General features: G+C 67.2%; 31 protein-coding genes and 1 pseudogene. 13 read left to right on the top strand and 19 right to left on the bottom strand.

Annotated features, from left to right (window positions below; genetic code table 11):
• Positions 1-16 precede the first annotated feature (16 nt).
• Positions 17-592 carry an inorganic diphosphatase gene (ppa, locus tag ACP7C5_RS11050; RefSeq protein WP_354287176.1) on the top strand — a complete coding sequence of 192 codons (576 nt, stop codon included), beginning with the start codon at positions 17-19 and terminating at the stop codon, positions 590-592.
• Positions 593-682: 90 nt separating this feature from the next.
• Here ppa and ACP7C5_RS11055 read toward each other — a convergent pair whose 3' ends face one another.
• The 6 genes from ACP7C5_RS11055 to ispG are packed head-to-tail and all read right to left on the bottom strand — an operon-like array spanning position 683 to position 4,227.
• Positions 683-1,039, bottom strand: coding sequence for a TfoX/Sxy family protein (locus tag ACP7C5_RS11055; protein ID WP_426264292.1), 357 nt, complete (start codon positions 1,037-1,039; stop codon positions 683-685).
• A complete protein-coding gene (locus ACP7C5_RS11060) occupies positions 1,039-1,518 on the bottom strand; it encodes a GNAT family N-acetyltransferase (protein WP_426264293.1) in 480 nt (159 codons plus the stop codon). Before ACP7C5_RS11060 ends, ACP7C5_RS11055 begins: the two co-directional genes overlap by 1 nt.
• A complete protein-coding gene (locus ACP7C5_RS11065; protein ID WP_426264294.1) occupies positions 1,515-2,423 on the bottom strand; it encodes a DMT family transporter in 909 nt (302 codons plus the stop codon). Before ACP7C5_RS11065 ends, ACP7C5_RS11060 begins: the two co-directional genes overlap by 4 nt.
• Before the next feature lie 2 nt (positions 2,424-2,425).
• On the bottom strand, positions 2,426-2,806 hold the full coding sequence (locus ACP7C5_RS11070; RefSeq protein ID WP_426264295.1) for a type II toxin-antitoxin system VapC family toxin: 381 nt from the start codon (positions 2,804-2,806) through the stop codon (positions 2,426-2,428).
• Positions 2,803-3,048 (bottom strand): AbrB/MazE/SpoVT family DNA-binding domain-containing protein, encoded by a 246-nt coding sequence (locus tag ACP7C5_RS11075; RefSeq protein ID WP_426264296.1) that lies wholly within the window; start codon positions 3,046-3,048, stop codon positions 2,803-2,805. Before ACP7C5_RS11075 ends, ACP7C5_RS11070 begins: the two co-directional genes overlap by 4 nt.
• A gap of 36 nt (positions 3,049-3,084) precedes the next feature.
• Positions 3,085-4,227: a flavodoxin-dependent (E)-4-hydroxy-3-methylbut-2-enyl-diphosphate synthase gene (gene ispG / locus ACP7C5_RS11080; RefSeq protein ID WP_426264297.1), complete on the bottom strand. Its 1,143-nt coding sequence runs from the start codon at positions 4,225-4,227 to the stop codon at positions 3,085-3,087.
• Positions 4,228-4,328: 101 nt separating this feature from the next.
• On the opposite strand from ispG, the gene ACP7C5_RS11085 reads away from it, so the two are divergent.
• From ACP7C5_RS11085 to ACP7C5_RS11095, 3 genes are all read left to right on the top strand, one after another.
• Positions 4,329-5,468: an acyltransferase family protein gene (locus ACP7C5_RS11085; protein ID WP_426264298.1), complete on the top strand. Its 1,140-nt coding sequence runs from the start codon at positions 4,329-4,331 to the stop codon at positions 5,466-5,468.
• Positions 5,468-6,382: an isoaspartyl peptidase/L-asparaginase family protein gene (locus ACP7C5_RS11090; protein WP_426264299.1), complete on the top strand. Its 915-nt coding sequence runs from the start codon at positions 5,468-5,470 to the stop codon at positions 6,380-6,382. Before ACP7C5_RS11085 ends, ACP7C5_RS11090 begins: the two co-directional genes overlap by 1 nt.
• A 269-nt stretch (positions 6,383-6,651) precedes the next feature.
• The gene (locus tag ACP7C5_RS11095) at positions 6,652-7,527 is read left to right on the top strand and encodes a S1/P1 nuclease (RefSeq protein ID WP_133191568.1); all 876 of its coding nucleotides are present in this window, start codon (positions 6,652-6,654) and stop codon (positions 7,525-7,527) included.
• 7 nt (positions 7,528-7,534) lie between these two features.
• Here ACP7C5_RS11095 and ACP7C5_RS11100 read toward each other — a convergent pair whose 3' ends face one another.
• The 9 genes from ACP7C5_RS11100 to ybgC all read right to left on the bottom strand — a co-directional run bounded on the left by ACP7C5_RS11100 (position 7,535) and on the right by ybgC (position 13,895).
• The gene (locus ACP7C5_RS11100; RefSeq protein WP_426264300.1) at positions 7,535-7,804 is read right to left on the bottom strand and encodes a hypothetical protein; all 270 of its coding nucleotides are present in this window, start codon (positions 7,802-7,804) and stop codon (positions 7,535-7,537) included.
• Positions 7,791-8,006: a toxin-antitoxin system HicB family antitoxin gene (locus ACP7C5_RS11105; RefSeq protein ID WP_133191566.1), complete on the bottom strand. Its 216-nt coding sequence runs from the start codon at positions 8,004-8,006 to the stop codon at positions 7,791-7,793. The genes ACP7C5_RS11100 and ACP7C5_RS11105 overlap by 14 nt, the downstream gene beginning before the upstream one ends.
• A gap of 11 nt (positions 8,007-8,017) precedes the next feature.
• Positions 8,018-8,920, bottom strand: coding sequence for an SPFH domain-containing protein (locus ACP7C5_RS11110; RefSeq protein ID WP_133191565.1), 903 nt, complete (start codon positions 8,918-8,920; stop codon positions 8,018-8,020).
• A gap of 276 nt (positions 8,921-9,196) precedes the next feature.
• A complete protein-coding gene (gene pal, locus ACP7C5_RS11115) occupies positions 9,197-9,703 on the bottom strand; it encodes a peptidoglycan-associated lipoprotein Pal (RefSeq protein ID WP_133191564.1) in 507 nt (168 codons plus the stop codon).
• Between the two features lie 100 nt (positions 9,704-9,803).
• Positions 9,804-11,228 carry a Tol-Pal system beta propeller repeat protein TolB gene (gene tolB / locus ACP7C5_RS11120; RefSeq protein WP_426264301.1) on the bottom strand — a complete coding sequence of 475 codons (1,425 nt, stop codon included), beginning with the start codon at positions 11,226-11,228 and terminating at the stop codon, positions 9,804-9,806.
• A gap of 9 nt (positions 11,229-11,237) precedes the next feature.
• Complete coding sequence (locus ACP7C5_RS11125; protein ID WP_426264302.1) at positions 11,238-12,230, bottom strand: cell envelope biogenesis protein TolA; 993 nt, start codon at positions 12,228-12,230, stop codon at positions 11,238-11,240.
• Complete coding sequence (gene tolR, locus ACP7C5_RS11130) at positions 12,227-12,664, bottom strand: protein TolR (protein ID WP_133191561.1); 438 nt, start codon at positions 12,662-12,664, stop codon at positions 12,227-12,229. The genes ACP7C5_RS11125 and tolR overlap by 4 nt, the downstream gene beginning before the upstream one ends.
• 47 nt (positions 12,665-12,711) lie before the next feature.
• On the bottom strand, positions 12,712-13,401 hold the full coding sequence (gene tolQ, locus ACP7C5_RS11135; protein ID WP_189676644.1) for a protein TolQ: 690 nt from the start codon (positions 13,399-13,401) through the stop codon (positions 12,712-12,714).
• Between the two features lie 8 nt (positions 13,402-13,409).
• Positions 13,410-13,895 carry a tol-pal system-associated acyl-CoA thioesterase gene (ybgC, locus tag ACP7C5_RS11140; protein ID WP_426264303.1) on the bottom strand — a complete coding sequence of 162 codons (486 nt, stop codon included), beginning with the start codon at positions 13,893-13,895 and terminating at the stop codon, positions 13,410-13,412.
• Positions 13,896-14,008: 113 nt separating this feature from the next.
• On the opposite strand from ybgC, the gene ACP7C5_RS11145 reads away from it, so the two are divergent.
• From ACP7C5_RS11145 to ACP7C5_RS11160, 4 genes are read left to right on the top strand one after another with little or no spacing between them, the layout of a single operon-like run.
• Positions 14,009-14,428: a hypothetical protein gene (locus ACP7C5_RS11145; RefSeq protein ID WP_133191558.1), complete on the top strand. Its 420-nt coding sequence runs from the start codon at positions 14,009-14,011 to the stop codon at positions 14,426-14,428.
• A complete protein-coding gene (locus ACP7C5_RS11150; protein WP_133191557.1) occupies positions 14,429-14,662 on the top strand; it encodes a helix-turn-helix transcriptional regulator in 234 nt (77 codons plus the stop codon).
• Positions 14,659-15,417: an ABC transporter ATP-binding protein gene (locus ACP7C5_RS11155; protein ID WP_426264304.1), complete on the top strand. Its 759-nt coding sequence runs from the start codon at positions 14,659-14,661 to the stop codon at positions 15,415-15,417. The genes ACP7C5_RS11150 and ACP7C5_RS11155 overlap by 4 nt, the downstream gene beginning before the upstream one ends.
• Positions 15,418-15,425: 8 nt before the next feature.
• A complete protein-coding gene (locus ACP7C5_RS11160) occupies positions 15,426-16,919 on the top strand; it encodes a hypothetical protein (protein WP_426264305.1) in 1,494 nt (497 codons plus the stop codon).
• A 1-nt stretch (position 16,920) separates the two neighbouring features.
• On the opposite strand, the gene ACP7C5_RS11165 is transcribed toward ACP7C5_RS11160, so the two are convergent.
• From ACP7C5_RS11165 to ACP7C5_RS11175, 3 genes are all read right to left on the bottom strand, one after another.
• Complete coding sequence (locus ACP7C5_RS11165; RefSeq protein WP_206365602.1) at positions 16,921-17,733, bottom strand: hypothetical protein; 813 nt, start codon at positions 17,731-17,733, stop codon at positions 16,921-16,923.
• Positions 17,734-17,907: 174 nt separating this feature from the next.
• Complete coding sequence (locus ACP7C5_RS11170; protein WP_426264306.1) at positions 17,908-18,612, bottom strand: TIGR02594 family protein; 705 nt, start codon at positions 18,610-18,612, stop codon at positions 17,908-17,910.
• A gap of 256 nt (positions 18,613-18,868) precedes the next feature.
• Positions 18,869-19,900, bottom strand: coding sequence for an NAD(P)H-dependent flavin oxidoreductase (locus tag ACP7C5_RS11175; protein ID WP_189676291.1), 1,032 nt, complete (start codon positions 19,898-19,900; stop codon positions 18,869-18,871).
• A 46-nt stretch (positions 19,901-19,946) separates the two neighbouring features.
• Here ACP7C5_RS11175 and ACP7C5_RS11180 point away from each other — a divergent pair, with 46 nt between their 5' ends.
• From ACP7C5_RS11180 to ACP7C5_RS11195, 4 genes and pseudogenes are all read left to right on the top strand, one after another.
• Entirely contained in the window at positions 19,947-20,363 is a 417-nt protein-coding gene (locus tag ACP7C5_RS11180; RefSeq protein WP_426264307.1) for a secondary thiamine-phosphate synthase enzyme YjbQ, read from the top strand.
• A gap of 177 nt (positions 20,364-20,540) precedes the next feature.
• Positions 20,541-20,807, top strand: a pseudogene (locus ACP7C5_RS11185) (endonuclease domain-containing protein); the annotation flags it as partial.
• Positions 20,808-21,047: 240 nt separating this feature from the next.
• The gene (locus ACP7C5_RS11190) at positions 21,048-21,908 is read left to right on the top strand and encodes an NAD(P)-dependent oxidoreductase (RefSeq protein ID WP_426264612.1); all 861 of its coding nucleotides are present in this window, start codon (positions 21,048-21,050) and stop codon (positions 21,906-21,908) included.
• 130 nt (positions 21,909-22,038) lie between these two features.
• Positions 22,039-22,434: a hypothetical protein gene (locus ACP7C5_RS11195; RefSeq protein ID WP_426264308.1), complete on the top strand. Its 396-nt coding sequence runs from the start codon at positions 22,039-22,041 to the stop codon at positions 22,432-22,434.
• Between the two features lie 12 nt (positions 22,435-22,446).
• On the opposite strand, the gene ACP7C5_RS11200 is transcribed toward ACP7C5_RS11195, so the two are convergent.
• Positions 22,447-23,721 (bottom strand): aspartate kinase, encoded by a 1,275-nt coding sequence (locus tag ACP7C5_RS11200; RefSeq protein WP_354287213.1) that lies wholly within the window; start codon positions 23,719-23,721, stop codon positions 22,447-22,449.
• A 62-nt stretch (positions 23,722-23,783) separates the two neighbouring features.
• Here ACP7C5_RS11200 and ubiG point away from each other — a divergent pair, with 62 nt between their 5' ends.
• Entirely contained in the window at positions 23,784-24,521 is a 738-nt protein-coding gene (ubiG, locus tag ACP7C5_RS11205; RefSeq protein WP_426264309.1) for a bifunctional 2-polyprenyl-6-hydroxyphenol methylase/3-demethylubiquinol 3-O-methyltransferase UbiG, read from the top strand.
• Positions 24,522-24,582 lie beyond the last annotated feature (61 nt).

Genomic DNA, 24,582 nt, shown 5'->3' on the forward strand with positions numbered 1-24,582 from the left:
TAGTTAAGGACTTACTATGCGTATCGACATGATCCCGGTCGGCAAGGGCCCGCCGGACGACCTCAACGTGATCATCGAAGTCCCGACCGGCGGCGAGCCGGTCAAGTATGAGTTCGACAAGGCGTCGGGCGCGCTGTTCGTCGACCGCATCCTGCACACGCCGATGCGCTACCCGGCGAATTACGGCTTCGTGCCGCACACGCTCTCGCCCGATGGCGACCCGCTCGACGCGCTGGTCGTCGCGCGTTCGCCGTTCATCCCGGGCTGCGTCGTGCGCGCGCGGCCGATCGCGGTGTTGAACCTCGAGGACGAAGCCGGCGGCGACGAGAAGCTCGTCTGCGTGCCGGTCGATTCGACCTTCCCGTATTATTCGAACGTCAACGAGCGCGGCGACATGCCCGAGATCGTGTTCGAGCAGATCGAGCATTTCTTTACGCACTATAAGGACCTCGAAAAGAAGAAGTGGGTCCGCGTCGGCAAGTGGGGCGACCGCGACGAAGCGCGCAAGGTCGTGATCGAGGCGATCGAACGCTATGAGCAGGCCAAGAAGGCCGGCGACCCTGCACCAGGCGAAGTCGCGCAGGCGGACTGAACCCAACCGTCACCCCCGCGAAAGCCAGGGTCCCGCTTCTTCTGACCTGACAAGAAGAAGCGGGATTCCCGCTTTCGCGGGAATGACGGGTTATTTCTGGGCCGGTTTGCGCTTCACCGGCGCGCGCAGCCCCGCAGCAACGCCAAGCGCCGCCCATTCGCGCAGCGCATCGGCGTCGTCATAGACATCGTCGGGCGCGCGGCGATAGTTCATCGAGCCTTCACGCCCCTCGCCCATCGTATAGCTGAAGCGCGGGCAGCCGGCGGCATCCCACACCGCATCGCTCGTCGCATCGGCCTTGATCCACAGCCCGTCCTCGACCGCGATCGCGAAGATCGTGCCGTCGAGATAGAGCGTCGCCCCGCCCATCATCGCGCGCTTGGTCACCGTGCCGATCGGTGCGAGCGCTTCCTCGATCCAGGCGATCAGGCCCGAATCGACCGGCATCAGCCCTGCCCCGCCAGCTTGGCGAGCGCATCGCCGGTGACGCGGTAGACGGTCCATTCCTCCATCGGCGCCGCGCCCATCGAGCGATAGAAGGCGATCGCCTTCTCGTTCCAGTCGAGCACCGACCATTCGAAGCGCGTGCAGCCGCGCTCGACCGCGAGTTTGGCGAGATGCTGCAGCAACGCCTTGCCGACGCCCGCGCCGCGTGCCTCGGGCGTGACGTAGAGATCCTCGAGATACAGCCCGCGCCAGCCGGTCCAGGTCGAGAAATTGTGGAAGAACAGCGCCATCCCGACGGGCTTGCCGTCGAGCTCGGCGATCACCGCCTCGGCGGCCGGGTGCGGCCCGAACAGCGCGTCGTGGAGCAACGGCTCGGTCGCGACGACCTTTTCGGCGGCGCGCTCGAACTCGGCGAGCTCGCGCACGAGATGCAGGATCAGCGCGACGTCGGCGGGGGTGGCGGTACGAATCTCGATCATGCGGCGGCCTCGGTTTGTGGAGCGGGTGCGGCATGGCCGCGAACGGCGAGGACGCATCCCAGGATGATCAGCGCCGCGCCGCCCGCGGTGTAGAGCGAGACGGTCTCGTGGAAAACCCACCAGCCGAACAGCGACGCCCAGACGAAAGCGGTATATTCGACAGGTGCCAGCACCTGCGCCTCGGCATGGCTGTACGCCCAGGCGAGCGCCATCGCCGAGAGCGACCCGAGCACCGCCGCCACGCCGATCGACGGAAGCTGCGCTGTGGTCGGCAGCCCGGCGAACCACGGCGCGCCGAGCAGCAGCAGCCCCCCAAGCACCACGCTGGTGAACAAGGCGACCTCGAGCGGATCAGCGACCTGCGCCTGCTGGCGTAGCAGGATCAGGCTGTAGGCGTAGAAGATCGACGCGGCGAAGATCGCGAGCGAGCCGAGCACATGGGCGGTCGAGGCATGCCCCTGCACCTCCCCTGCGGCGATCACCAGCACGCCCAGACTCGCGACGATCGACCCGAGGATCGCCGCACGCCGGATCGTCTCGCCAAGCAGGGCAGCCGCGAAATAGAGCGCGATCAGCGGCGCGAGAAAGGTCAGCGCCACCCCCTGCGCCATCGGCACACGCACGAGGCCCCAAAAGAAGAGCAGCACCGAGAAGCCCGCCGTTGCGCCGCGCAGCGCGTGCAGCTTGAGCGCCGCGCGCCCTGGAAACGGCCGCCGCCGCAGCACGAAGATCGTGCCGAGCAACACCACGCCGACGACCGAGCGCCACAGCACCGCCGAATAGGCGCCGCTGGTAATGCTCAGGCCCTTCATCAGCACATCCATCGCCGAATAGGTCGCGATGCCGGCGGCGGCGACAGCGAAAGCGAGCGCCGCACCCACCTTCTTCGGTGTTGGCACACGCATGTTCAGCGGATCAGACGAAGTTCGAGACCGATATCGACGTCGGCGAGGCGACGGTCTCCGGTATATACGGTCGCGCGCCGCTCGGCGGCAAGCGCCAGACAGGCGCGATCGCCGAGCGAAAGACCCGCCGCCTTGGTTGCGGGACGCAAATCGGCCGCAGCGATCGCGTGATCCACCGTAAAAGGAACGACTTCGATCTCAAGGCCCTTCAGCAATGCGAGAACGCGCTGTGTCTGATGGCCCTTGTCTGCCGCACGCTGGAACGTCTCCGACGCGTTCACCGCCGAGAGCGCGCTCCCGCGCATCACCGGGATCACGATCTCCGCGCCGGGTTCATCCAACAGCACCGCGAGAATTGCTGACGCATCGAGAACGACACTCATTCCTCGCGCCAGTCGCTCGCACGCTCACGTAAGAACTGATCGACGGAATAGTCGTCACCGGTCATCTCGCGGAACGCCTGCTGCGCCTCCCGGACGACCTGCCCGTAGGTTTTCATCGATATTCCGCCATCGTCGCTCTTGGCGAGCACGAGCGAGTCACCGTCCGCAATCCCCAATTCGCGGCGCAACTCCGCCGGGATAACGATCTTGCCGCCAGCGATCACTTTGGCATGATAGGTCATGTCAGGCCTCCCGAGACCTGACACATACCACAAGACCTATTCCGCCGCCACAGCCACCGGCGCCGCCGCTGCCAGCGCCGCATCATGCGCTTCGATCGACGCGGCCTTTTCCTCGACCAGCTTGACGATGTGCTCGAGCATATCCTCGGAATTGACGGTGTGATCGGTCACGCCCGACAAATACACCATATGCTTGCCGTTGCCGCCGCCGGTCAGGCCGATATCGGTCTCGCGTGCCTCGCCCGGGCCGTTGACGACGCAGCCGAGGACCGAGAGCGACATCGGTGTGCGGATATGCTGGAGCCGCTCCTCGAGCGCTTGCACGGTGCGGATCACGTCGAACCCCTGTCGAGCGCACGACGGGCACGACACAACGCGCACGCCGCGGTTGCGGATGCCGAGCGCTTTCAGAATCTCGAAGCCGACGCGGACCTCGTCCTCGGGCTCGGCCGAGAGCGAGACGCGGATCGTGTCGCCGATGCCGTACCACAGCAGCGAGCCGATCCCGATCGACGACTTGACCGTCCCGCCGACGAAACCGCCCGCCTCGGTAATGCCGAGATGCAGCGGGCAATCGACCTGTTCGGCGAGTTGCTGATACGCCGCCACCGCGAGGAAGAAGTCCGACGCCTTCACCGCGACCTTGAACTCGTGGAAGTCATGGTCCTGCAGGATCTTGATATGGTCCATCGCCGATTCGACCAGCGCGTCGGGGCACGGCTCGCCATATTTTTCGAGCAGATGCTTTTCCAACGACCCGCCATTGACGCCGATGCGGATCGCGCAGCCGTTCGACTTGGCCGCGTCGATCACTTCCTTGACGCGGGCGGGCGAGCCGATGTTGCCGGGGTTGATGCGCAGGCACGCCGCACCCGCATCGGCGGCTTCCAAAGCCCGCTTATAGTGGAAATGGATGTCGGCGACGATCGGCACGCGGCTGGCGCGGACGATCTGCTTCAACGCTGCGGTGCTCTCCACGTCGGGGCACGACACGCGAATGATGTCGACGCCGACATCCTCGCAGCGGCGGATCTGGTCGATCGTCGCCTTGACGTCGTCGGTCGGCGTGTTGGTCATCGTCTGGACGGTGACGGGCGCGTCGCCGCCGACGGGCACGTTGCCGACCATGATCTGGCGGCTCTGACGACGGTTGATGTCGCGCCACGGGCGGAGGGACATGGAAAACTTCCTCTGGTTGGTCGCGCCCATATAGCGACGATCCGCGCCATCGGAAACCGCTAGAGTTTGCTCGATCGGGCACATCGCATTAGGGCCGCGCGATGGAACGGCATTACGGACTGGACTGGTTGCGCATCGGCGCGTTCGCGCTGCTGATCCTCTATCATATCGGCATGGTGTTCGTGCCGTGGGGGTATCATGCCAAGACCGCGCAGCCGCTGGCATGGGTCGCGATCCCGATGCTCGCGGTCAACAGCTGGCGGTTGCTGCTGCTGTTCGTCGTGTCGGGCTATGCCAGTCGGGCGCTACTGGTGCGCGGGCCCGCAACCGGGCATTTCGCGGTCAACCGTACGTGGCGGCTGATCATCCCACTCCTGTTCGGCGTGATCGTCGTGGTGCCGCTCCAGCCGTGGGTCGAGCTCATCACGCAGCATGGCTACACCCATGATTTCGGGTATTTCCTGCTCCACGATTATTTCAGCTTCCGCGTCGTCAACGGCCTTGCGCTGCCGACGTGGCAGCATCTGTGGTTCGTCGCGTATCTGTGGATCTACACGATGGTGCTGGCGGTGCTCGTCGCCGCGATGGGACAGCGCAGCCTTCAGCGCGGCTTCGATCGGCTGTTCGGCGGATGGCTGGTGTGGTTGCTCCCGGCCGCCTGGCTCGTGCTGGTCAGCGCCTGGCTGTTCCCCGGGATCGGGCCGAGCAACGATCTGGTCGGCGATTCGGTGAGCCATGTCCAATATCTGCCCGCCTTCCTGTTCGGCTTCGCGCTCGCCGGGTCCACGCCGGCGCTGGCGACGATGCGGCGATTGTGGCCATGGGCGCTGGCGATCGGAATCGCCTGCTACTTAATTGTCGCCGCGACCGAGTTGCGCTGGCCGAACAGCTCGATGCCGACCTGGCCATGGGGTATCCTGTTCGCCAGCGCGCGCGCCGTGCAGGGCTGGAGCATGATCGTCGCGTTGATCGGCTTTGCCGACAGCCACCTCAACCGCGACCTGCCGTGGCGCCGCGTGCTGACCGAGGCGGTGTTCCCCTTCTACATCATTCACCAGACGATCATCGTCGGGGTCGAGGGCGCGCTCCTCCCGTTCGGCCTGCCGCGCTTCGTTGAGTTCGGCGTGCTGGTCGTGACGACGCTGGTCGGATGCTGGCTGTTTTACGCGATCGGCCGCGAAATCGGCTGGCTGCGCCCGCTGATCGGGCTGCGCCCCTTCCCCCAAACGAACGAGACGTGATGAGCTGGACCCTGATACTCCATGGCGGCGCGGGACAGATGACGCGCGACACCGTCTCGCAGGCACAGGCCGAGGGTGCGCGCGCCGCGCTCGGCCGCGCGCTTGATGCGGGCGCGGCGGTTCTGGCAGCGGACGGTGCGGCGCTCGATGCCGTAGAGGCGGCGGTGCGCGTGCTCGAGGATGATCCGCACTTCAATTCGGGGCGCGGCGCGGCGCTGACGCACGCCGGTGTCGCCGAGCTCGATGCAGCGATCATGGACGGTCGGGATCGCAATGCGGGCGCAGTGGCAGGGGTGACGGCGACACGCAATCCGGTGAGCCTTGCCCGCGCCGTCATGGCGAACAGTCCGCATGTGCTGCTGAGTGGTGCGGGGGCCGACGCGTTTTCGGTGGAGCAAGGCTGCGAGCCCGCGACACAGGACTGGCTGGTCCTGCCCGAGCGGCGCGCGCAGCTCGACGAGATGCTCGAAGGCGGCGGCGCGTTCGATGTCGACATGAAATATGGCACGGTCGGCGCGGTGGCGTGCGACGTGCACGGCCATGTCGCCGCCGCGACCTCGACCGGCGGGGTGACGGGCAAGCGCTGGGGCCGGATCGGCGATTCGCCGCTGATCGGCGCGGGCACCTATGCCGATGATCGCGCAGGCGCCGTGTCGTGCACCGGATCGGGCGAATTCTTCATCCGCGCGAACGTCGCGCACGAGATTTGCGCGCGGGTGCGGCTGGCGGGCGAAACGCTGGAAGCGGCGGTCGAGACGGTGCTGGCCGAAGTGACCGCGCTCGGCGGGACCGGCGGCATCATCGTCGCGGGGCCGAAGTTCGAGGCGCTGTGGCGGTTCTCGACGCCGGGCATGTACCGCGCGCGCCTCGACTCCGCCGGGGGCCGCGAAGTCGCGGTGTTCGGCGACGAATAGCCTGCAAGGCAAAACCCTTCTTCTCCTCCGCGTCCTCCGCGCCTCTGCGCGAAAAAAGAAGATGGGTTCGCGCAGAGGCGCGGAGGACGCAGAGGCGGTTGCTTTCGCCTCTTCGTGCCTCCGCGTCTTCGCGTGAGCATCCCTTCTTTTCTCACGCGAAGGCGCGAAGGCGCGAAGAGCAGGCGTGACGGCGACGAAACTCTCGTTTCGGCATCGGACTTGCGAGACCCGCTTTCGCGGGAGGAGCAACGCCGCTAAGGCCGGAGCCCATGACCAGTCTCCGTCGCGTTCGTCCCGGCCTTGCCGTTGCCGCCACCTTGATCGTCGCGGCGACCGCGTCGCCGGCGGCGGCCTATTGGGAATATGGCCACCAGACGATCGCGCAAATCGCCGACGCGAATGTCCGCCCCAAGACGCGCCTGGCGATCCGCGCGCTGCTCGCGCATTCGGAGCTGCTCGGCACGCCCGAGTGCAAGGCCTCGACCATTTCAGATGCCGCGGTGTGGGCCGACTGCATCAAGCCGCTCAAGGGCCCCGACGGCAAATCGCGCTTCGGCTATGCCTATAGCTGGCACTATCAAGACGTGAACATCTGCCACCCGTTCGACCTCGTCGCGGCGTGCAAGGACGGCAATTGCGTCTCGGCGCAGATCACCAAGGACGTCGCTGTGCTCAAGAACAAGCGCGCGCCGCTCCACGACCGCGTCGAGGCGCTCGCCTTCCTCGTCCACTTTGTCGGCGATCTCCACCAGCCGCTGCATGCCGGCGAGAAGGACGATCAGGGCGGCAACAAGGTGCTCGCCAGCTATGGCGGCTACGGCACTGCGCGGCTGAACCTTCACAGCATCTGGGACGGCTATCTCGCCGAGCGCGCGATCACCAGCGGGCCGCCGATCGTGCGCCGCTACCCGGCCGCCGTGCGCGCCAAGATCGCCGCGGGCGACGTCACCGACTGGAGCCGCGAGAGCTGGCAGGTCGCGCGCGACGTGACCTATGCGAGCGTGATGGCCGATCCCTGCGCGCCGACACCGGCGCACGTCACGATGGACGAAGCGACGATCGAGAAGGCCGTGCCGATCGCGCGGCTCGAGGTCGAGCGCGGCGGGCTGCGCCTGGCGAAACTGCTCGACCAGGCGCTCGGCTGAGGCCTGCCTAGCCCCGGATACCCCAGCGCCAGCTCCAGCCGCCCTTGGTCTTGCGCACAGCGATACCGGTGAAGACCGCGAAGAGCGCAACGCCGATCGCGATTTGCGCGATCCGCTCGTGGACGAAGCGAATATCGGCAACGAGCAACACCGCAAACCCGATCGTCAGCGCCCAGCCCTGCCACGTCACTGGCGTCGCGCCGATGCCGAACAGCTTGGGCACGAACCAATAGCCCGGCTCGGCGCGGTAATGGTCGATCACGTCACGCGTCTGCATCGTCATCCTCCTTGGGTGGCCGCCCGCGCCGGGGCGGGTTGGGCGCTTCGAGCTTGACGCCGCGCTTGGCGAGCGCCTCGCGCAGCAGGCATTCGAACTGGGCGTTGACGCTCCTGAGATCGGCCGCCGCGATCCGCTCGACCGCCGCGTACAGCGAAGGGTCGAGGCGAAGCGCGAACGCCTTCTTGGGAGGAGCCGCCACCGTCCAGCTCGTTACTGGTAGAGCGAGCCGGCGTTGACGACGGGCTGCGTATCGCGCTCGCCGCACAACACGACCATCAGGTTCGAGACCATCGCCGCGCGGCGCTCGTCATCGAGCTCGACGACGTTCTTCTCGCTGAGCAAAGCGAGCGCCATCTCGACCATCCCGACAGCGCCCTCGACCAAGGTCTTGCGCGCCGCGACCACCGCCTGCGCCTGCTGGCGGCGCAGCATCGCGCCGGCGATTTCCGAAGCATAAGCGAGGTGCGTGAACCCGCATTCGTCGACGGTGATCCCCGCGGTCGCGAGGCGCGCGATCAGCTCGGCGCGCAGCTCGGCGGCGACCTGGTCGTGATTGCCGCGCAGCGTCACTTCCTGATGCTCGAAATCGTCATAGGGGTAGCGCGCGCCGATCGTGCGCACCGCCGCCTCGATCTGGACGATGACGAACGCCTTATAGTCGTCGATGTCGAACAGCGCCTGCGCAGTGTCGGTGACGCGCCACACGACTTGCGCCGCGATCTCGATCGGGTTGCCGCGCAGGTCGTTCACCTTCAACCGCTCGGAGATCATGTTGTTGGCCCGCAGCGAAACCTTTTTCCGCGCGAGCCAGGGGAGCAGCCAGCGCAAGCCGGTCTTGCGGTCGGTGCCCTTATACGCGCCGAACAGCGTGATCGCGGTCGCCTGGTTGGGCTGCTGCATGTAGAAACCACAGGCGACGAAGGCGATGACGAGCGCCGCGATCGCAACGAGCACGCCGCCGAGCGTCGATTCGTCCTGAAGCAAGCTCGCGCCGAACAGCCCGAAGCCGAGCGCCACGAGCATCACGATCAACATCATGTACCCGCTCGACGTAGCCGCGGTGTGTTCGTGCGACAGCGTGAGTGCTGTGTTGCGTGTTGGCGACTCGACCATCAATGCCTCCCGTTAATATGATATCATATTTATATCGGGATTTGAGGAGAGGCAAGCCTATTCCCTCGCCCGTTCAGAGAGGGAGTGTGGAGGATAGCGACGGGAGGGGTAAGGGTCACGGACATGGCAAGGGCGACGCCAGCAAAAGCCGACGTCGCCCCCATCCCCATCTTCTTCACCCCGGCCGCGTGCCGGGGTCCACCGTGCCACACATTCTACGACCGTAGGGCGCGCATCCGAGTGGACCCCGGAACAAGCCCGGGGTGACGGATCAGCTTAGTTCAGAACGATCGTCACCGCGCGACGGTTCTGCGCCCAGCTGGCTTCGTCCGAACCCAGCGCGATCGGGCGTTCCTTGCCGTAGCTGATCGTCGAAATCCGGCCCGGCGCGACGCCGCGTGCCGCGAGATAGTTCTTCGCCGAGAGCGCACGACGATCGCCAAGCGCCAGATTGTATTCGCGCGTGCCGCGTTCGTCGGCATGACCTTCGAGGCTCACCGGCGTGTTGGGATAGCGCGCGAGCCACGTCGCCTGGCTGTCGAGAATCGACCGCGCACGGTCATCGAGGCTGTAGCTGTCGAGCGCGAAATTGACGGTGTTGCTCGTCACCGACCGCTCGAAATCGGCGCGCGAGCCAGGAACGATGGCGCCCTGCCCGCCCGAGCCGCTCTGATCGGTTACCGCCCCGGGCGCGGGCGGCAGCTCGGCGGGGCGCTTCTTGCTGCACGCGGTGGTCGCGAGCAGAGCGGTGGCAATCAGCAGCGTCGTGGTCAGTTTCGCCATGGCGGCTTCTCCCAGAGGTAAAAGGTCGTTTCGGGCACAGACCGAGGTAAGCTAACGGCTTCGCCCGGTCGCAACGGTGAGTCAAACGCTTGGCTTGATATCAGGGGCGTAACGGTCCCCAGGCGGGATCGGATCCATCGAGCACCGTCGGAACGCGCCGAACATTGACCCCGGTGAGATCGACCGACCACAGATCGGCGCGTCCGCCGCCGCCCATCCCCGAGCGGAAGAACATGATGACGCGACCGTTGGGCGACCAGCTCGGGCCTTCGTCCTGCGCGCCGTCGGTGAGCAACTGCTCGTTGCCGCCCGCCGGGCTCATCACGCCGATGCGGAACGATCCGCCGATCTTGGTATAGGCGATCAAGTTGCCGCGCGGGCTCCACACAGGCGTTGCATAGCGCCCGCTGCCGAAGCTGATGCGCTGCTGCGACGATCCGTCGGCATTCATCACATAGAGCTGCTGCGTGCCCGAGCGATCGCTCTCGAACACGATACGTCCGCCGTCGGGCGAATAGGTCGCGCCGGTGTCGATCCCGGGCGAATCGGTCAGCCGCTGCGGACTGCCGCCGGTGAAGGCGACACGGTAGATATCGGTATTGCCGCCGACCGCCATCGAGAACAGCACGAAGCGGCCATCGGGTGAGATCCGCGGCGCGAAGGTCAGGTTGGCGCTCGCCACGAGCAGCCGCGACGATCCGCTCGCCAGATCGTAGACGTAGATCGCGGGGCGATCCTTGAGATAGCTCATATAGACGATCGAGCGCTGGTCGGGCGAGAAGCGCGGGGTCAGCGAGATCGCCTGGCCGTTGGTCAGGAAGCGGTGGTTGCCGCCATCCTGGTCCATGATCGCGAGCCGCTTGATGCGCTTGCCCTTGGGGCCAGTCTCCGAAATGTAGACGACGCGGCTGTCGAAATAGGGGCCTTCGCCGGTCAGCTTCGAATAGACCATGTCGGCGCATTTGTGCCCCGCGCGGCGCCATTCGCTCGGCGGCACGACAAAGCCCTGCCGCGCGATCTCGGCGCGCGACGAGACGTCGTAGAGATAGCAGCCGACCGTCAGCGTTCCGTCGCCATTGGCGCGAACGAACCCCTGGACGAGGGCGGAGGCGCCTGCCGGCCCCCAGTAATCGAAGGTCGGCGCGGTTACTTCGGGATAGGCGATCGGATGGAGCGCGTCGCCGCCGAGCGGCTTGAACAGCCCCGAATTGCGCAGATCGGTGGTGACGATATCGGACAATTGCCGACCGAGCTCGTCGGTGCGGCCGGCAGCCGTACTGACCGCCTCCGACGTCGGCATCACCGGGATCGCGATGCCGAGCGGCGCCGACACGCCGCCGACGACATCGACGACGAGCTCGCCCTGCTGTTGCGGATTGGCCGCGCCCGCCTGCCCGCCAGCCTGCGGTGCGCTCTGCGGGCTATTCGGGAACGGCACCGGCAGCGGCGCCGATCCCGTTTGCGCAAGCGTCGCCGCGGGCGCCGCGGCCAGAGCAAATGCGAGGATCGTCTTGGGGAGCATCATCGTCTTTCCTCAGCCGGGAAGTTTGTAGCGCAGGATAAAGGTCTTCCACCCGCGTGGCACGTCGTAAAGCTCGGGCGGAAGCCCACGCAGCGGCGCGCAGCCGGCGAAGGTCGCGATCGCGTTGCGATCGACCGTGTCGACATAGCGGCGGTTCTCGTCATCGACCCCGCCATGATCGTCCGACACGGTCGGTCGCCCGGCGAGCGACCCGTCGCGGTTTAGCGACAGCCGGATCGTCACGACGATACGCGACGCGCCGGGGCCCGGATTGACCTGCCGATCGGCGCACGGCTGGACCTGGCGGCGGATCGCCGAGCCGATGTCGGCGGCGGCCTTGGCATCCATCGTCGCGCCGGGCGCGGCTTCGGAGGCCTTGGCCTTGGAGGGCGATTGCGTCAGGCCTTTGCGGAAATCATCGTCGAGCAGCGATCCGGTCGGCTTGGCCTTGGTCGCCTTTGGATTGGTACCCGTCGACTTGGCGGTCGCCACCGCCTTGGTCGACGCCGCGCTCTTGGCGGGTGCGGCCTTCGCGGGCGCGGCCTTGGCGGGTGCCGGCTTGGCAGCGGGCTTGTCGGCCGCCTCCGATTTCTCGGCGGCGGGTTTTTTGGGCGCAGGCTTGGGCTTCGGGGCGGGCTTGGGCGGCGGCACTGCGTCGGGCTTGGGCTCGGGTTTCGGCGCCGGCTTGGGTGCAGGCTTCGGCGGCGCGGGCTTGGGTACCACCGGCGCAGGCTTGGGTGGAGCCGGCTCGGGCGCGACCTCTTCCGCTTCGGGCGGCGGCGCCTCGGCGGGGGGCCCGGGATCGGGCGCGGCGGATTGCGCAGGCGGCTCAGGCGCCGCGGGTGCGGTCTGGTCGAGCGCGACGTCGTCGACCAGCGAGACTTCGATCGGCTTGTTCATCGGCGGCGGGGTAGGCGCGCTGCTCCAGGCAAGCGACAGGAGCGCGAACAACGCGACATGGCCGAGCACGGCCGCCCCGAGTCCGTATTGCTCCGCTCGCGTCATTGGCCGTCCTGGCCCACCGTCACCAGCGCAACGCGGTTATAGCCGGCGCGGTTGAGTTCCCCCATCACGCGCATGACGTGCCCGTAATCGAGCTTGCGGTCGGCGCGCAGGAAGACCTGTGGCGGCTTTGCCGGATCGCCCTTGGCAGCGAGCTGGGCGAGCACGTCGGGGAGCATCGCTTCGCTCAACGGATCCTTGTCGAGGAACAGCTTACCCGCGCCGTCGAGCGACAGGACGAGCGGTTTCTGGTCCTGGTCGAGCGCCTTCGCGCGGCTGTCGGGCAGCGTCACGGGCACACCTGCGGTAAGCAACGGCGCGGTGACCATGAAGATGATCAGCAGCACCAGCATCACGTCGACCAACGGGGTGACGTTGATGTCGGCCATCGGCGCGCGACGCCCGCGGCCGCGCTGGGAGGGGAGGTTCATCGACATTTTCTACTCCCCTCCCGCTTGCGGGAGGGGAGAATAAAATGCGCCCCTCACCGGCGCACCTCGCTCTCGAGCTGCCGGCTGAGCGTCGCGTGGAAACCGTCGGCGAAGCGGTTGAGCCGCGCCTCGATGCGGTTGATGCCGTGGCTGAAGCGATTGTACGCAATCACCGCCGGGATCGCCGCGAACAGCCCGATCGCGGTCGCGAACAGCGCTTCGGCAATGCCCGGCGCGACGACGGCAAGCGAGGTGTTCTGCGCCTGCGCGATGCCGGTGAAGCTGCGCATGATGCCCCACACCGTGCCGAACAGCCCGACGAACGGCGCGACCGAGCCGACGGTCGCGAGGATGTTCAACCGATCGGACAGCTGGTCGATCTCATTGGCGACCGCCGCGCCCATCGCCGTCGCAAGCCGCTCGCGCGTGCCGCCGCGGTCGACTTGCCCGCCGACCGTCGAACGGCGCCACTCGGCGACGCCCGCGGTGAACACGCGCGCGATCGGCAGATCGCTCTCGTTATGCAGCCGGTGGAAAGCATCGATATCCTCGGCCTTCCAGAAATCGCGCTCGAAGGCCGCGGTCTTGCGACGCGTGGCGCCGAGCCGGAAGAAGAAGCCGAGGATCACCGCCCAGGTCCACACGCTCGCCGCCAACAGCCCGATCATTACCGTCTTCACCACCCAGTCGGCCTGGAGGAACAGCGCGATCGGCGACAGCGTCGTTGCGTCGGTGTTGAGCATGATTTCGTTCACGTGGCGCTATCCCCTGATCCCATCGCGCGTTCGCCCATCGCTTGGGCAAACGCCGCAATCCATTCCTGCGGCTGGCGCAGCGGCCGGCCATTCGTCGCGACCAAGGCCGCAGTGACGTCTGCCTCGGTGAGTATCGTCTCGCCGCGCATGACTCGTTGCTGAATATCGACCGACGCCGCACGGACATTCTGGAGCGTCGTCAGGACGATCAGCGCGTCGTCGAGTTTGGCCGGCGCGCGATACCGGATCGCGAGCGCGGTCACCGCATAGGCTCCACCGCCGGCTTCTTGATGCGCGCGCTGGTCGATCCCGACGACGCGCAACATGTCCGAGCGCGCGCGCTCCATGTAGCGCAGGTAATTGGCGTGATAGACGATTCCCGAAAGATCGGTGTCCTCGAAATAGACGCGCAGCGGAAACCGGTGGACGGTTCCGACGATGCGGCCTTGCGCGGGCTGATCGAGGTCGCTGGCCGTCGTCATGCCCCGGCTGTTAATCTAACCAGGCAAGCGAGGGAACCCTTTACGGCGCTTGCGGCGATGTAACACTTAGGTTACATGTAACCCGTAGGTTACGACTCGAAAGGGGAATGATGATGGGAATGATCGAACTCGCCGAACGCAAGGCGCGCGCGCGCGCGCTTGGCCTATACGCCTTTGCGGGCCTCACCGTCGTGTTGCTCGGCCTCACCTTCGCGACATCGCGGGGCTCCTTCTTCCAGGGCATGTGGTTCGGCTTCACGCTCGTCTCGGTGCTCTATCTCTCGCCGCTGGTGACACGGTTGAAGAACGGCCCGCTCGCACAATTGCTCGAGGACGAGGTCACGCGCGAGCATCGCCGCGCAAGCAGTGCGATCGGCTTCTGGGCGGGCCTGCTCGCCGCCGCCGCGATGCTTGCGATCGGCGACGTGCCCGGACTGCTCTCGGCAAGCGACAGCGCGCGGATCATCTTCACCACGGCGATCGTCGCGGCGCAGGTCCGGCTCGCGACGCTCGAACTGCAGGCCGCGCGCTGAATGGCCGAAACACTCCACAACACGCTCAAAGCCGAACGCGAACGGCTCGATCTGACGCAGGCCGCGCTTGCCGAGCGCGTCGGCGTCAGTCGCAAGACGATCAACACCGTGGAGAATGGAATCTTCGTTCCCTCGACGATTCTCGCGCTGAAACTCGCCGTCGCGCTCGATCGTCCCGTCGAGACCCTGTTTCGGCTGGACGATCCGAGTGTATCGCCTAAACAGGACACATGAGCGATTTCTCTTCCCCTTTGGCGCTGCGGATCAGAGGCTTGGCCCAGGCGTTCGACAAGCCCGTCATCGCCGGGCTCGACCTCGATATCGCCGCGGGACAGCTCTATGCGCTGCTCGGGCCCAATGGCGCCGGCAAGACGACGACGTTGCGGATGGTCGCCGGGCTCGCCAAGCCAGACGCCGGCTCGATCGAGATCTTCGGCGTCGACGCACGCCGCGATCCGCTCGGTGCCAAGGCGATCACCGCGTGGCTGCCCGACGAGCCGATGCTCTACGACAAGCTCAGCCCGCTCGAATATCTCGCCTTCGTCGCCGGGCTGTGGCGGATGGACCCAGCGCATGCCGCGCAGGAAGCCGACCGGCTGCTCCACTGGCTCGACCTGTGGGAGCAACGCGACACGCGCTGCGAGGGCTTTTCGCGCGGCATGCAGCAGAAGGTCGCGCTTGCCGGCGCGCTGATCCACGATCCGCAACTGCTGATCCTCGACGAGCCGCTGACCGGGCTCGATGCGAGCATGGCGCGCTCGGTCAAGGATGCGCTGCGCAGCGCGGTCGATGCCGGCAAGACCGTGATCGTGACGACGCACATCCTCGAGGTCGCCGAGCGGATGGCCGACCGGATCGGCATCATCGGCGGCGGAAAGCTCCTCGCCGAGGGCTCGCTCGATGATCTGCGCGATCGTGCGGGGACCGAGGGGATGACGCTCGAGGACACGTTCATCCGCCTGACCACACCGGACGCCGTCGCCGCGTGAACTGGGCGATGCGTCACGTCCCGCCGGGCTCGTTCGGCTGGCTCGCGCTGAACGAAGTGCGGCTGGCGGTGCGCGCCCGCAGTTCCAGCGGGCGGCGGGGCTTGCTCGCGCGGCTCGGCGCGACGCAAGTGATCGGCTGGCTGCTGATCGCAGCATGGCTGGCGATCGGCTGCCTGATCGGCTGGGCGGCGCGCGACACCGCGATCCCCGTCCTGCCCGAACTGCGCATCGCCGCGCTTGGCGTGAGCGGGCTCATGCTGAGCTTCATGACCGCGCAAGCGGTACTCGGCAGCCAGCGCAGCCTGTATGACACGGGCGACCTGGCTCTGCTCTTCTCGGCGCCTATTCCCGAAAGCAGCGTGCTGCTCGCCAAGATGCTCGGCATCGCCGCGACGATCGCGCTGACCTATGCCGTATTGCTGTTACCGATCGTCGTGCCCGTCGCCGTGCTCGGTCACCCGCAGTTGTTCGGCGTAGTGGCGCTGCTCGTCGCGCTCGCCTTGACCGCGAGCGCCGTCGGGATCGCGCTGACGCTCGCGGTCGCGACGCTGGTCGGGCCACGTGCCGCGCGCACCTTCGGGCAGATCCTCGCGGCGTTGCTCGGCGGCGCGGTGTTCCTCGCCTCTCAACTCTATCCGCGCGCCGACCACAAGGGCAGCGCGATGGTCGCGCACTTCGAGCGGCTGCGTGCCAGCGGGTTCGGCACGCACGGCCTGAGCAGCCTGCCGGGGCGCGCCGCGTTCGGCGATCCGCTGGCGATCGCGATCCTGCTCGGCGTCGCGCTGCTGCTGTTTGCGGGTGCGGGGCTGACGCTCCAGCGGCTGTTCCTGTCGGGCTATCAGGACGGCGGCAACCGCCTGTCGCGCAGCAAGCCGACCGGCCGCGCGAGCCAGCGGCTGTTCCATGCCGGGCTAACGCGATCGATTTTCGCCAAGGAATGGCGGCTGCTCGCGCGCGATCCGGCGCTTGCTTTCCAGATCGTGATGCGGCTGATCTACATGGCGCCGCTCGTGCTCGCGATGCTCGGCAGCCGCCATGCGGTGCCGGTGCCGCCAGCCCTCGCCTTTGCCAGCGTCCTGATCGCGAGCCAGCTCGTCGGCAGCTTTGCCTGGCTGACGGTGTCGGCGGAGGATGCGCCCGATCTGCTCGCGGTCGCGCCGGTCAGCAAGGACCAGATCAACCGCGCGAAGCTGCTGGCGGCGTTTGCGATGGCGGCGCCGTTCGCGCTGGTGCTGCCGATCGGGCTCGCCTGGCAGACGCCGCTTGGCGCGCTGATCACCGTGATCATGACCGCGCTCGGCGGCGCGGGTGCGGGCTATGCCGAGCTCAAGCTCGGAAAGCCGAGCCAGCGCAGCAGCTTCGCGCGGCGGCGGCAAGGCGGCGTCATTGCCGGCTTGGCGTCGGTCGCGATCGCCGTGGTGTTCGGCGGCGGGGCGGCCATCGCGGTCTATCTCGTCTCGGGCGACCTCGGCGCGCTGCGCATGGTCATCGGCCAGCGCTGACTCAGCGGCGCGGGCGCGTCGCAGCGAGCGTGCGCGGCGCACCACCGTGGACTTCGCGCCCCTCGGGATCGGGCAGCAACGCGACTTGATCGAGCTGGATCCACGGCGTCGCGGGCGTCGATGCCAGCGTCGCGCGCGGCGCTGCGCGGCGCTGCGCGACGATCGGCGGCGGCGCTGGTGCCGTGATCGCAGCCGGCGCTGCGCCCGCGCGCCAGCGATCGTAGCGCGCGTAGAAATCGGTAAAGGCGCCGTCGAGCACCGGCAGGCGCGCCGCCGCGAAGGCGGGGAACGCTGCGGGTGCGATCGTCTCGCTCTCCGCGAGAATCTGCGTCGCCGACGCGCAGAAGGTGTCGTGCGCAAAGCCCTGCGAGAAGAAATTGTAGAGCACGGTCATCGCATGGTCGTAGCGCGCGCGCCACGCGGTCCCGCCGCTGCCGCGATATTCGTCGGCGAGCCTTGCTTCGGAGTCGCGCAAGACGCTGCTCTGGCGCGTAAGGATTGCATTGTAGCGCGCGGCGACGAGCGCATCGCCGGGGCCGCGGCACGCGAGCGCCGCGACGTTGAGCCCGGCGCGAAAGTGCCAGACGGTCGCCGCTGCGCTGAGCGCGCGATTGGGCGTGGCGTACGATCCGTCGGCGAGGCGCGCGGGGATCGGCATTCCGGGATAGCTGCCCGCAGGGGGCGCCGTGGCGGCGATCGCCACGGGGGGCGGCGTGACCGTCGCGACCGATGGCAAGCGATGCGATGCGCATCCGCTCATCACCGCGACTCCAGCCAGCAACAGCGCGGACGCCGAAATTCGAATCGATCTCATCACGCAACTCCAGTCCGGGACTTGGGTGTCGCATGACAGGGTTAACGCGGCGTTACCGGGCGGAGGTCGGCGATGCCGAGACGCGGTGATCCGCGCGCTCGATCACGCGCTGCCGGGGAACGACGAGGCTGCGGGCGGAGGCTCGGCACTTGAACCGGCGGACCGTGCGGCGCGTCAGACTTCGACCTGGTTGCCGACACCCGGAACCTGGGCGAGCACCGGCCCGCCCGTCGCAGGCAAGGCGGTGTTCGGCCATCGCGCGGCGAGAAACCGTTCGCGCGGCTTGCCGATGATCGACACCGCGTTGCCCTGATGGCCGCCGAGGATCAGGAAATCGCCGACTTGGTCTTCGCCGACATAGAAGCCGACATGGCCTTTGCCGCTGCCCTCCGACTCGCGCCAGAACACCATGATAGCGCCCGGCTGCGGCGCGACTTTCTTGCCGAATGTCTCATACGACCGCGCGCCGAGCGGGTTGGCGGGGAGCGGCTCGCGCGGCAGTTGCGACGCGATGCAATGGCCGACGAAGAGCCCGCACCACGGAACATCGTCATCGTCGTATGGAATGTGCAAATCGCGCGCCCATTGCAGGATCTGCTGGTTGCTGCCGGCGCCAGTATCTTCCTTCAAACCGAGCAGGCGATGCGCCTCGGCAAGCCAGGGGATCGTCGAGGCGAGCGTCAGCGTCGCGGGATCGGTGCCGGGGATCAGCTTGGCGAGCGTCTGCCGCCCGACGATCCCATCGGGCATCAGTCCTGCGGCGGACTGGAATGCCAGGATCGCGGCGATCGTCTTTCGCCCGCGCACGCCGTCGAGCGGCCCGGGATCGAAGCCCTTTGCCTGCAGCGCCTCCTGCACATCGAGCAAGTTCGTCGTCATCGGCCAACCCCATCAAGAGTATCGATAGACGCTATACGACGCTAAACAGTATCCGATGGATCGTTGGCCATGACCAACGACTCGAGATCGATGTCTTGTGGCATATTTCAGGGCTTTTTACCATCGCCGCCACCTATAGTGGCGGCGGGTCGACCGAGACACGGAAGGACCTCGGCCCAATCAACACCCCTGATATTGACCTAATTTGTATCTTTAACTTGCGTAAGGCGAACGCCGCACGCGTCGCGCGCAACCTTTAGGCTGCGCGCTGCTCGAGCGCCGCCGCAGCCTCGGCCATCAGCAGCGCGATGATCTCGGCGACGGGCTCTTCCTTGGTCACCATCCCGACCGACTGGCCCGCCATCAGGCTGCCATGCTCGACATCGCCGTCGATCACCGCGCGGCGCAGCGCGCCCGCCCAATAATGCTCGATCTGCAATTGCGCCTCGGCCATCGCGACCTTGCCCTCGTCGAGCAGTTGCGCGACTTCGCGCTGCTTGGCGGTGAACAGGTCGCCGCCGGCATTCTTGAGCGCGCGCACCGGGATGACGGGCAGGCGCGGATCGATCTGCACGCTCGCCACCGCATCGCGGGCAGATGCGCGCAGGAACGCCTTCTTGAAATTGGCATGCGCGATGCTCTCGGTCGCGCAGACGAAGCGCGTGCCGAGCTGGACGCCAGCCGCGCCCATGTCGAGATACGCCGCGATCCCCTCGCCGCGGCCGATCCCGCCCGCCACGAAGACCGGCACCTTGTCGGCGACTTCGGGGAGGATTTCCTGCGCGAGCACGCTAGTCGACACCGGGCCGATATGCCCGCCCGCCTCCATCCCCTCGACGACGAGCGCGTCGACGCCCGAGCGGATCAGCTTCTTGGCGAGCGACAGCGCGGGGGCAAAGCAGATCAGCTTCGCGCCGTTCGCCTTGATCGCGTCGATCGACCCCGTGGGCGGGAGGCCGCCTGCCAGCACGACATGGCCCACGCCGTGGCGGTTGCACACGTCGATCAGGTCGAACAGCGCCGGGTGCATCGTGATGAGGTTCACGCCGAACGGCTTGTCGGTCAGCGTTTTGGTCGCGGCGATCTCGCGGTCGAGCAGCTCGGGCGTCATCGCGCCGCATGCGATCAGCCCGAAGCCGCCCGCGTTCGACACCGCAGCGACGAGGTTGCGCTCGGACACCCACGACATCGCGCCGCACAGGATCGCGACCTCCGAGCCAAGAAATGCGGAACCGCGCGCCATGCGCCGGGCGAGGCGCGCTGCGCCGGTCGAGGAGATTTCGTTCATGCGCGCAGGCCTAGCCGCGCGCGGGGCTTTGGGGCAAGCCCGCGTCATGCGACAGACTTCGACCGAACTGGTGATTGCGACCCCCGGGCAGGGCCTCCACGAGATTACCGACGCGGTGGTGCGCTGGGTCGCGGACAGCGCGATCGAGACGGGGTTGCTGACATTGTTCGTCCGCCACACCTCGGCATCGTTGCTGATTCAGGAAAATGCGGCGCCGGCCGCGCAGCGCGACGTAGAGCGCTATTTCGCGAAGATCGCGCCCGAGAGCGCGGGGTATGAGCATGACGATGAGGGGCCCGACGATATGCCCGCGCATTTGCGCGCGGCGCTGACTGCGACGAGCTTGTCGATTCCGGTGGTCGGCGGGCGGCCGGTGCTGGGGACGTGGCAGGGGATCTATCTGTTCGAGCATCGCACGAATGCGCATCGGCGGCGGGTGGCGGTGCATTTGATGGGGGAATAGCGTTGGGGAGGGGCAGAAGGCAGAAGGCCCTCACCCAACCCTCTCCCGCAAGCGGGAGAGGGCTAGAAAGGCAGGAAGGGCTGGGAAAGAGGCAGGCGGCCCGCAGCGCGCAAGCCCTCTCCCGCCCTTCGCGGGAGAGGGTTGGGTGGGGGTCTTCTTTCTAGTATAATCAACACCATGCCGCCGATCCGCCGCCAGATCAGCCCTCACGCCGCACGCCTCCGCCGCGAGCGGACCGATGCGGAGGATCTCTTCTGGCAGGCGGTGCGCAACCGGCAGCTCGACGGGTTCAAATTCCGGTTCCAGCATACGATCGGCGGATATGTCGCCGACTTCGTGTGTCTCGAGGCGATGGTCATCGTCGAGATCGATGGGAGCCAGCATTCGGAGCAGGCCGACGCTAGCCGCACTGCTTTTCTCGAGTATCAGGGCTTCACGATCCTGCGCTTCTGGAACACCGAAGTGCTGACCAATCTGGAGGGTGTTGCCAGCGTCGTTCATGCGGCTTTGCTTGAAAGAAGAAGAAGAAAGCCCTCACCCAACCCTCTCCCGCCCTTCGCGGGAGAGGGTTGGGTGAGGGCCTTCTTCTTCCTTCTACCTTCTTCCTTCGACCACATCCGACCCCGGAACCTCCCTCCCCGCCAAACGCTTGCGCTTGCAGCTTCTCCAGACAGGATCCTCAACATGCAGATCGGTTTCATCGGGCTCGGCAAGATGGGCAGCGCCATGGCCGTCAACCTCGCCAAGGCGGGCCATCAGGTCCACGCGTGGAACCGCTCGCCGGTCGACGCAGCCGAAGTCCCCGGCGTCACGATCGTCGACAGCGTCGCTGCCGCGCTCGACACCGAAGTCGTGTTCACGATGCTCGCCGACGATGCCGCGATCCGCAGCGTGTTGCTCGACTCGGGTGCACTCGACTCCGCCCGCGCCGGGTTGATCCATATCGTCGCCGCGACGATCTCGGTCGCCTTCTCGAAGGCACTCGCGGCAGACCATGCCGAGCGCGGCCTGGCGTACGTCGCCGCCCCCGTCTTCGGCCGCCCCGATGCCGCCGCCGCGGCGCAACTCAACGTCGTCGTCGCAGGACCCGAAGACGCTGTTGCCACCATCACCCCGTTGCTCGAGACGCTCTCGACCAAGGTCTGGCCGCTCGGCACCGACCCCGCCCAAGCCAATGCCGCCAAGATCGCGGGCAACATGATGATCACCATGGCGATCGAGGCGATGTCCGAGGGCGTCGCGCTGGCGGGCGACAATGGCGTCGCGGCCGACACCTTCCTCGACCTGATGACCGGCACGCTGTTCGGCGCACGCGCCTATCAGAGCTATGCGCCCAAGATCGTCTCGGGCGATTTCACGCCGGGCTTCAAGATGAAGCTCGGCCTCAAGGACCTGCGGCTCGCGACGGAACTGGCCGATGCGGCGCAGATCACGCTGCCGGTGCTCGACGCGGTGCGCACGAGAATGGGGGCCGCGGTCGATGCCGGAATGGGCGAACAGGATTGGTCGGGCATCGCGAGCCGGCCCTACGCTCCCAAGGACTGATCGGACAGGGGGTAACGGCCTGGCCCCGCGATTGCGCCGTCGCTCACCGAAATAGCCGCGTTTCTCCAAAGGTTTGCCATCGTTCCGCCGCGATCCGTCGCCACTTTGTACGCAGTGCGGGGGGTGGCCGATGTCGGTGGTGTTGATGCTGATCCTCCAAAGCGCGGGCGCCGCGCTGCCGATCGACTTCGATCTCGCGCATTCGCCCGCGCGCGACCGCCTCGCGATCCTGCAACGCTGCGCCGCGGCGTCGACGTCCGCCGCCATCATCGTCTGCGCCTCGCGCCACGATCGCACGCCGATGGCGGCCGCCGAGGGCTGGGCCAATCCCGACGACGAACCCGACGACGCCCGCGTCACGCGCGGCACCGGCATGGCGGCGCTGACCCCGGTCGGCGCATGCGGCATGTTCGCCGGCCAGCGCGACTGCAACAAGGCCGAGATGCGCCACTTCGGCTATGGCCGCGGGCGCGATCCGGTGACGTTCGTGGGCAAGCTCGCGACCAAGCTGCTCGGCCACGACTGAGCGCGCCGCGGTTCAGGCGGCGACGTCCTCCGCATCGAGGCCGTAGGCGGTGTGCAGCACGCGCACCGCGAGCTCGGTATAATCCTCCTCGATCAGCACCGAGACCTTGATCTCGCTGGTCGAGATCGCCTGGATGTTGATGCCGCGCTCGCCGAGCGTGGTGAACATCGTCGAGGCGACGCCGGCATGGCTGCGCATGCCCACGCCCACCACCGAGATCTTCGCGACGCGCGTGTCGTGGACCAGCTCGGCGAACCCGATCGCCTCGCGCCCCTGGTTGAGCACCTCGATCGAGCGCGCGAGATCGGCGGCGGGAACGGTGAAGGTCACGTCGGTCGACCCCGCGGCATGCGCGATGTTCTGGATGATCATGTCGACGTTGATGTTCGCCTGCGCGAGCGGCGCGAAGATCGCCGCGACCGCGCCGGGCTTGTCGGGCACCGCCACCAGCGTGATCTTGGCTTCGTTCTTGTCGTGCGCGATGCCGGTGATGAGCTGGCTTTCCATATCGTCGATCTCCTCCCAAAACTCATCCTCGCCCACGATCATCGTGCCGGGCAATGTATCCGCCATCGGTGCGTCCTCGCCGGTGAAGGACGACAGCACTTGAACGCGCACGCCTTCCTTCATCGCGAGGCCGACCGAGCGGGTCTGCAACACTTTCGCGCCGACCGAGGCCAGCTCGAGCATTTCCTCGTACGTCACCTTCTTCAGTTTGCGCGCACGCGGCACGATGCGAGGATCCGTCGTGTAGACGCCGTCGACATCGGTGTAGATGTCGCAGCGATCGGCCTTCATCGCCGCCGCCATCGCGACCGCCGACGTGTCCGATCCGCCGCGGCCGAGCGTCGTCACGCGGCCATGCTCGTCGACGCCCTGGAACCCCGGGATCACCGCGACTTCGCCTGCGGCGAGGCTCGCCTCGAGCGCTGCCATGTCGATATTCTCGATCCGCGCCGAGGCATGCGCGTCCGAGGTCGAGATGGCGAGCTGCCAGCCGAGCCAACTGCGCGCCGGGACCCCTGCCGCCTGCAGCGCGATCGCCAGCAGGCCGGAGGTGATCTGCTCGCCCGCCGAGACGACGACGTCATATTCCTTGGGATCGTAGAGCGACGACGCCTCGCGGCAGAAGCCGACGAGCCGGTCGGTCTCGCCCGCCATCGCCGAGACGACGACGGCGACCTGATTGCCCGCCGCAACCTCGCGTTTCACCCGCGCGGCGACGCTGCGGATACGTTCGATCCCGGCCATCGAGGTGCCGCCGAATTTCATCACGATACGGGCCATGGGTGGCAGAAGTCCTTGAGGTGGGGCTTGGGCTATGCGGGCGGTCCTGATAGAAAGCGGGCATGAACAGCGCAACCGTAACGTCTGCAACCACTATCGACCCGGCCGAGGCCGCACATTTCGGCGCGATGGCGGCGGAATGGTGGAATCCAAAGGGCTCGTCGGCGATGCTCCACCGGCTCAATCCGGTGCGGCTGCGCTATCTGCGCGAGCGGATCGACGCGCATTGGCTCGGCGATGACACGGGCTTCACCCCGCTCGCCGGCAAGCGCGCGCTCGATGTCGGGTGCGGCGCGGGGCTGCTGTGCGAACCGCTTGCGCGGCTGGGGGCGAACGTGACGGGGCTCGATGCGGCGGCGGAGAATGTCGCGGTGGCGGCGACGCACGCCACGCAATCGGGGCTGGCGATCGACTATCGTACCGGCAGCGTCGAGGATTTGGGCGGCGAGACGTTCGATCTCGTCACCAGCCTCGAAGTGATCGAGCATGTCACCGATCCGGCGGGGTTCGTCGCCGGGCTGGCGCGCGCGCTCGCGCCGGGCGGGTTGCTGATGCTGTCGACGCCGAACCGTACCGCGTTGTCGCGCCTTGCGCTGATCACCTTTGCCGAAGGGACCGGCACGATCCCGCGCGGGACGCATGATTGGGACAAGTTCCTGACGCCCGAGGCGTTGACCGAGTTGGTCGTCGCAGCCGGGCTCAAGGTTGTCGATGTACGGGGCTTGGGCTTCTCGGTGGCGAAGGGCTTCGTGCTCAGCGACGACACCAAGCTCGACTATTTCGTGACCGCCAGCCGCTAGTATCCTCCCCTCCCCTTCAGGGGAGGGGGCGGGGGTGGGGCCGTGCCTCGCAGAGACCTAG

Origin of the sequence: Sphingomonas sp. PWP1-2, from assembly GCF_049898305.1 — a bacterium.
Lineage (GTDB): Bacteria > Pseudomonadota > Alphaproteobacteria > Sphingomonadales > Sphingomonadaceae > Sphingomonas > Sphingomonas glacialis.

Bases quoted from the DNA above. Each gene is read 5' to 3' on its own strand.
- ppa (WP_354287176.1), top strand. From the start codon at position 17: ATGCGTATCGACATGATCCCGGTCGGCAAGGGCCCGCCGGACGACCTC.
- ACP7C5_RS11055 (WP_426264292.1), bottom strand. From the start codon at position 1,039: ATGCCGGTCGATTCGGGCCTGATCGCCTGGATCGAGGAAGCGCTCGCA.
- ACP7C5_RS11060 (WP_426264293.1), bottom strand. From the start codon at position 1,518: ATGATCGAGATTCGTACCGCCACCCCCGCCGACGTCGCGCTGATCCTG.
- ACP7C5_RS11065 (WP_426264294.1), bottom strand. From the start codon at position 2,423: ATGCGTGTGCCAACACCGAAGAAGGTGGGTGCGGCGCTCGCTTTCGCT.
- ACP7C5_RS11070 (WP_426264295.1), bottom strand. From the start codon at position 2,806: ATGAGTGTCGTTCTCGATGCGTCAGCAATTCTCGCGGTGCTGTTGGAT.
- ACP7C5_RS11075 (WP_426264296.1), bottom strand. From the start codon at position 3,048: ATGACCTATCATGCCAAAGTGATCGCTGGCGGCAAGATCGTTATCCCG.
- ispG (WP_426264297.1), bottom strand. From the start codon at position 4,227: ATGTCCCTCCGCCCGTGGCGCGACATCAACCGTCGTCAGAGCCGCCAG.
- ACP7C5_RS11085 (WP_426264298.1), top strand. From the start codon at position 4,329: ATGGAACGGCATTACGGACTGGACTGGTTGCGCATCGGCGCGTTCGCG.
- ACP7C5_RS11090 (WP_426264299.1), top strand. From the start codon at position 5,468: ATGAGCTGGACCCTGATACTCCATGGCGGCGCGGGACAGATGACGCGC.
- ACP7C5_RS11095 (WP_133191568.1), top strand. From the start codon at position 6,652: ATGACCAGTCTCCGTCGCGTTCGTCCCGGCCTTGCCGTTGCCGCCACC.
- ACP7C5_RS11100 (WP_426264300.1), bottom strand. From the start codon at position 7,804: ATGCAGACGCGTGACGTGATCGACCATTACCGCGCCGAGCCGGGCTAT.
- ACP7C5_RS11110 (WP_133191565.1), bottom strand. From the start codon at position 8,920: ATGGTCGAGTCGCCAACACGCAACACAGCACTCACGCTGTCGCACGAA.
- pal (WP_133191564.1), bottom strand. From the start codon at position 9,703: ATGGCGAAACTGACCACGACGCTGCTGATTGCCACCGCTCTGCTCGCG.
- tolB (WP_426264301.1), bottom strand. From the start codon at position 11,228: ATGATGCTCCCCAAGACGATCCTCGCATTTGCTCTGGCCGCGGCGCCC.
- ACP7C5_RS11125 (WP_426264302.1), bottom strand. From the start codon at position 12,230: ATGACGCGAGCGGAGCAATACGGACTCGGGGCGGCCGTGCTCGGCCAT.
- tolR (WP_133191561.1), bottom strand. From the start codon at position 12,664: ATGTCGATGAACCTCCCCTCCCAGCGCGGCCGCGGGCGTCGCGCGCCG.
- tolQ (WP_189676644.1), bottom strand. From the start codon at position 13,401: ATGCTCAACACCGACGCAACGACGCTGTCGCCGATCGCGCTGTTCCTC.
- ybgC (WP_426264303.1), bottom strand. From the start codon at position 13,895: ATGACGACGGCCAGCGACCTCGATCAGCCCGCGCAAGGCCGCATCGTC.
- ACP7C5_RS11145 (WP_133191558.1), top strand. From the start codon at position 14,009: ATGGGAATGATCGAACTCGCCGAACGCAAGGCGCGCGCGCGCGCGCTT.
- ACP7C5_RS11150 (WP_133191557.1), top strand. From the start codon at position 14,429: ATGGCCGAAACACTCCACAACACGCTCAAAGCCGAACGCGAACGGCTC.
- ACP7C5_RS11155 (WP_426264304.1), top strand. From the start codon at position 14,659: ATGAGCGATTTCTCTTCCCCTTTGGCGCTGCGGATCAGAGGCTTGGCC.
- ACP7C5_RS11160 (WP_426264305.1), top strand. From the start codon at position 15,426: ATGCGTCACGTCCCGCCGGGCTCGTTCGGCTGGCTCGCGCTGAACGAA.
- ACP7C5_RS11165 (WP_206365602.1), bottom strand. From the start codon at position 17,733: ATGAGATCGATTCGAATTTCGGCGTCCGCGCTGTTGCTGGCTGGAGTC.
- ACP7C5_RS11170 (WP_426264306.1), bottom strand. From the start codon at position 18,612: ATGACGACGAACTTGCTCGATGTGCAGGAGGCGCTGCAGGCAAAGGGC.
- ACP7C5_RS11175 (WP_189676291.1), bottom strand. From the start codon at position 19,900: ATGAACGAAATCTCCTCGACCGGCGCAGCGCGCCTCGCCCGGCGCATG.
- ACP7C5_RS11180 (WP_426264307.1), top strand. From the start codon at position 19,947: ATGCGACAGACTTCGACCGAACTGGTGATTGCGACCCCCGGGCAGGGC.
- ACP7C5_RS11190 (WP_426264612.1), top strand. From the start codon at position 21,048: ATGCAGATCGGTTTCATCGGGCTCGGCAAGATGGGCAGCGCCATGGCC.
- ACP7C5_RS11195 (WP_426264308.1), top strand. From the start codon at position 22,039: ATGTCGGTGGTGTTGATGCTGATCCTCCAAAGCGCGGGCGCCGCGCTG.
- ACP7C5_RS11200 (WP_354287213.1), bottom strand. From the start codon at position 23,721: ATGGCCCGTATCGTGATGAAATTCGGCGGCACCTCGATGGCCGGGATC.
- ubiG (WP_426264309.1), top strand. From the start codon at position 23,784: ATGAACAGCGCAACCGTAACGTCTGCAACCACTATCGACCCGGCCGAG.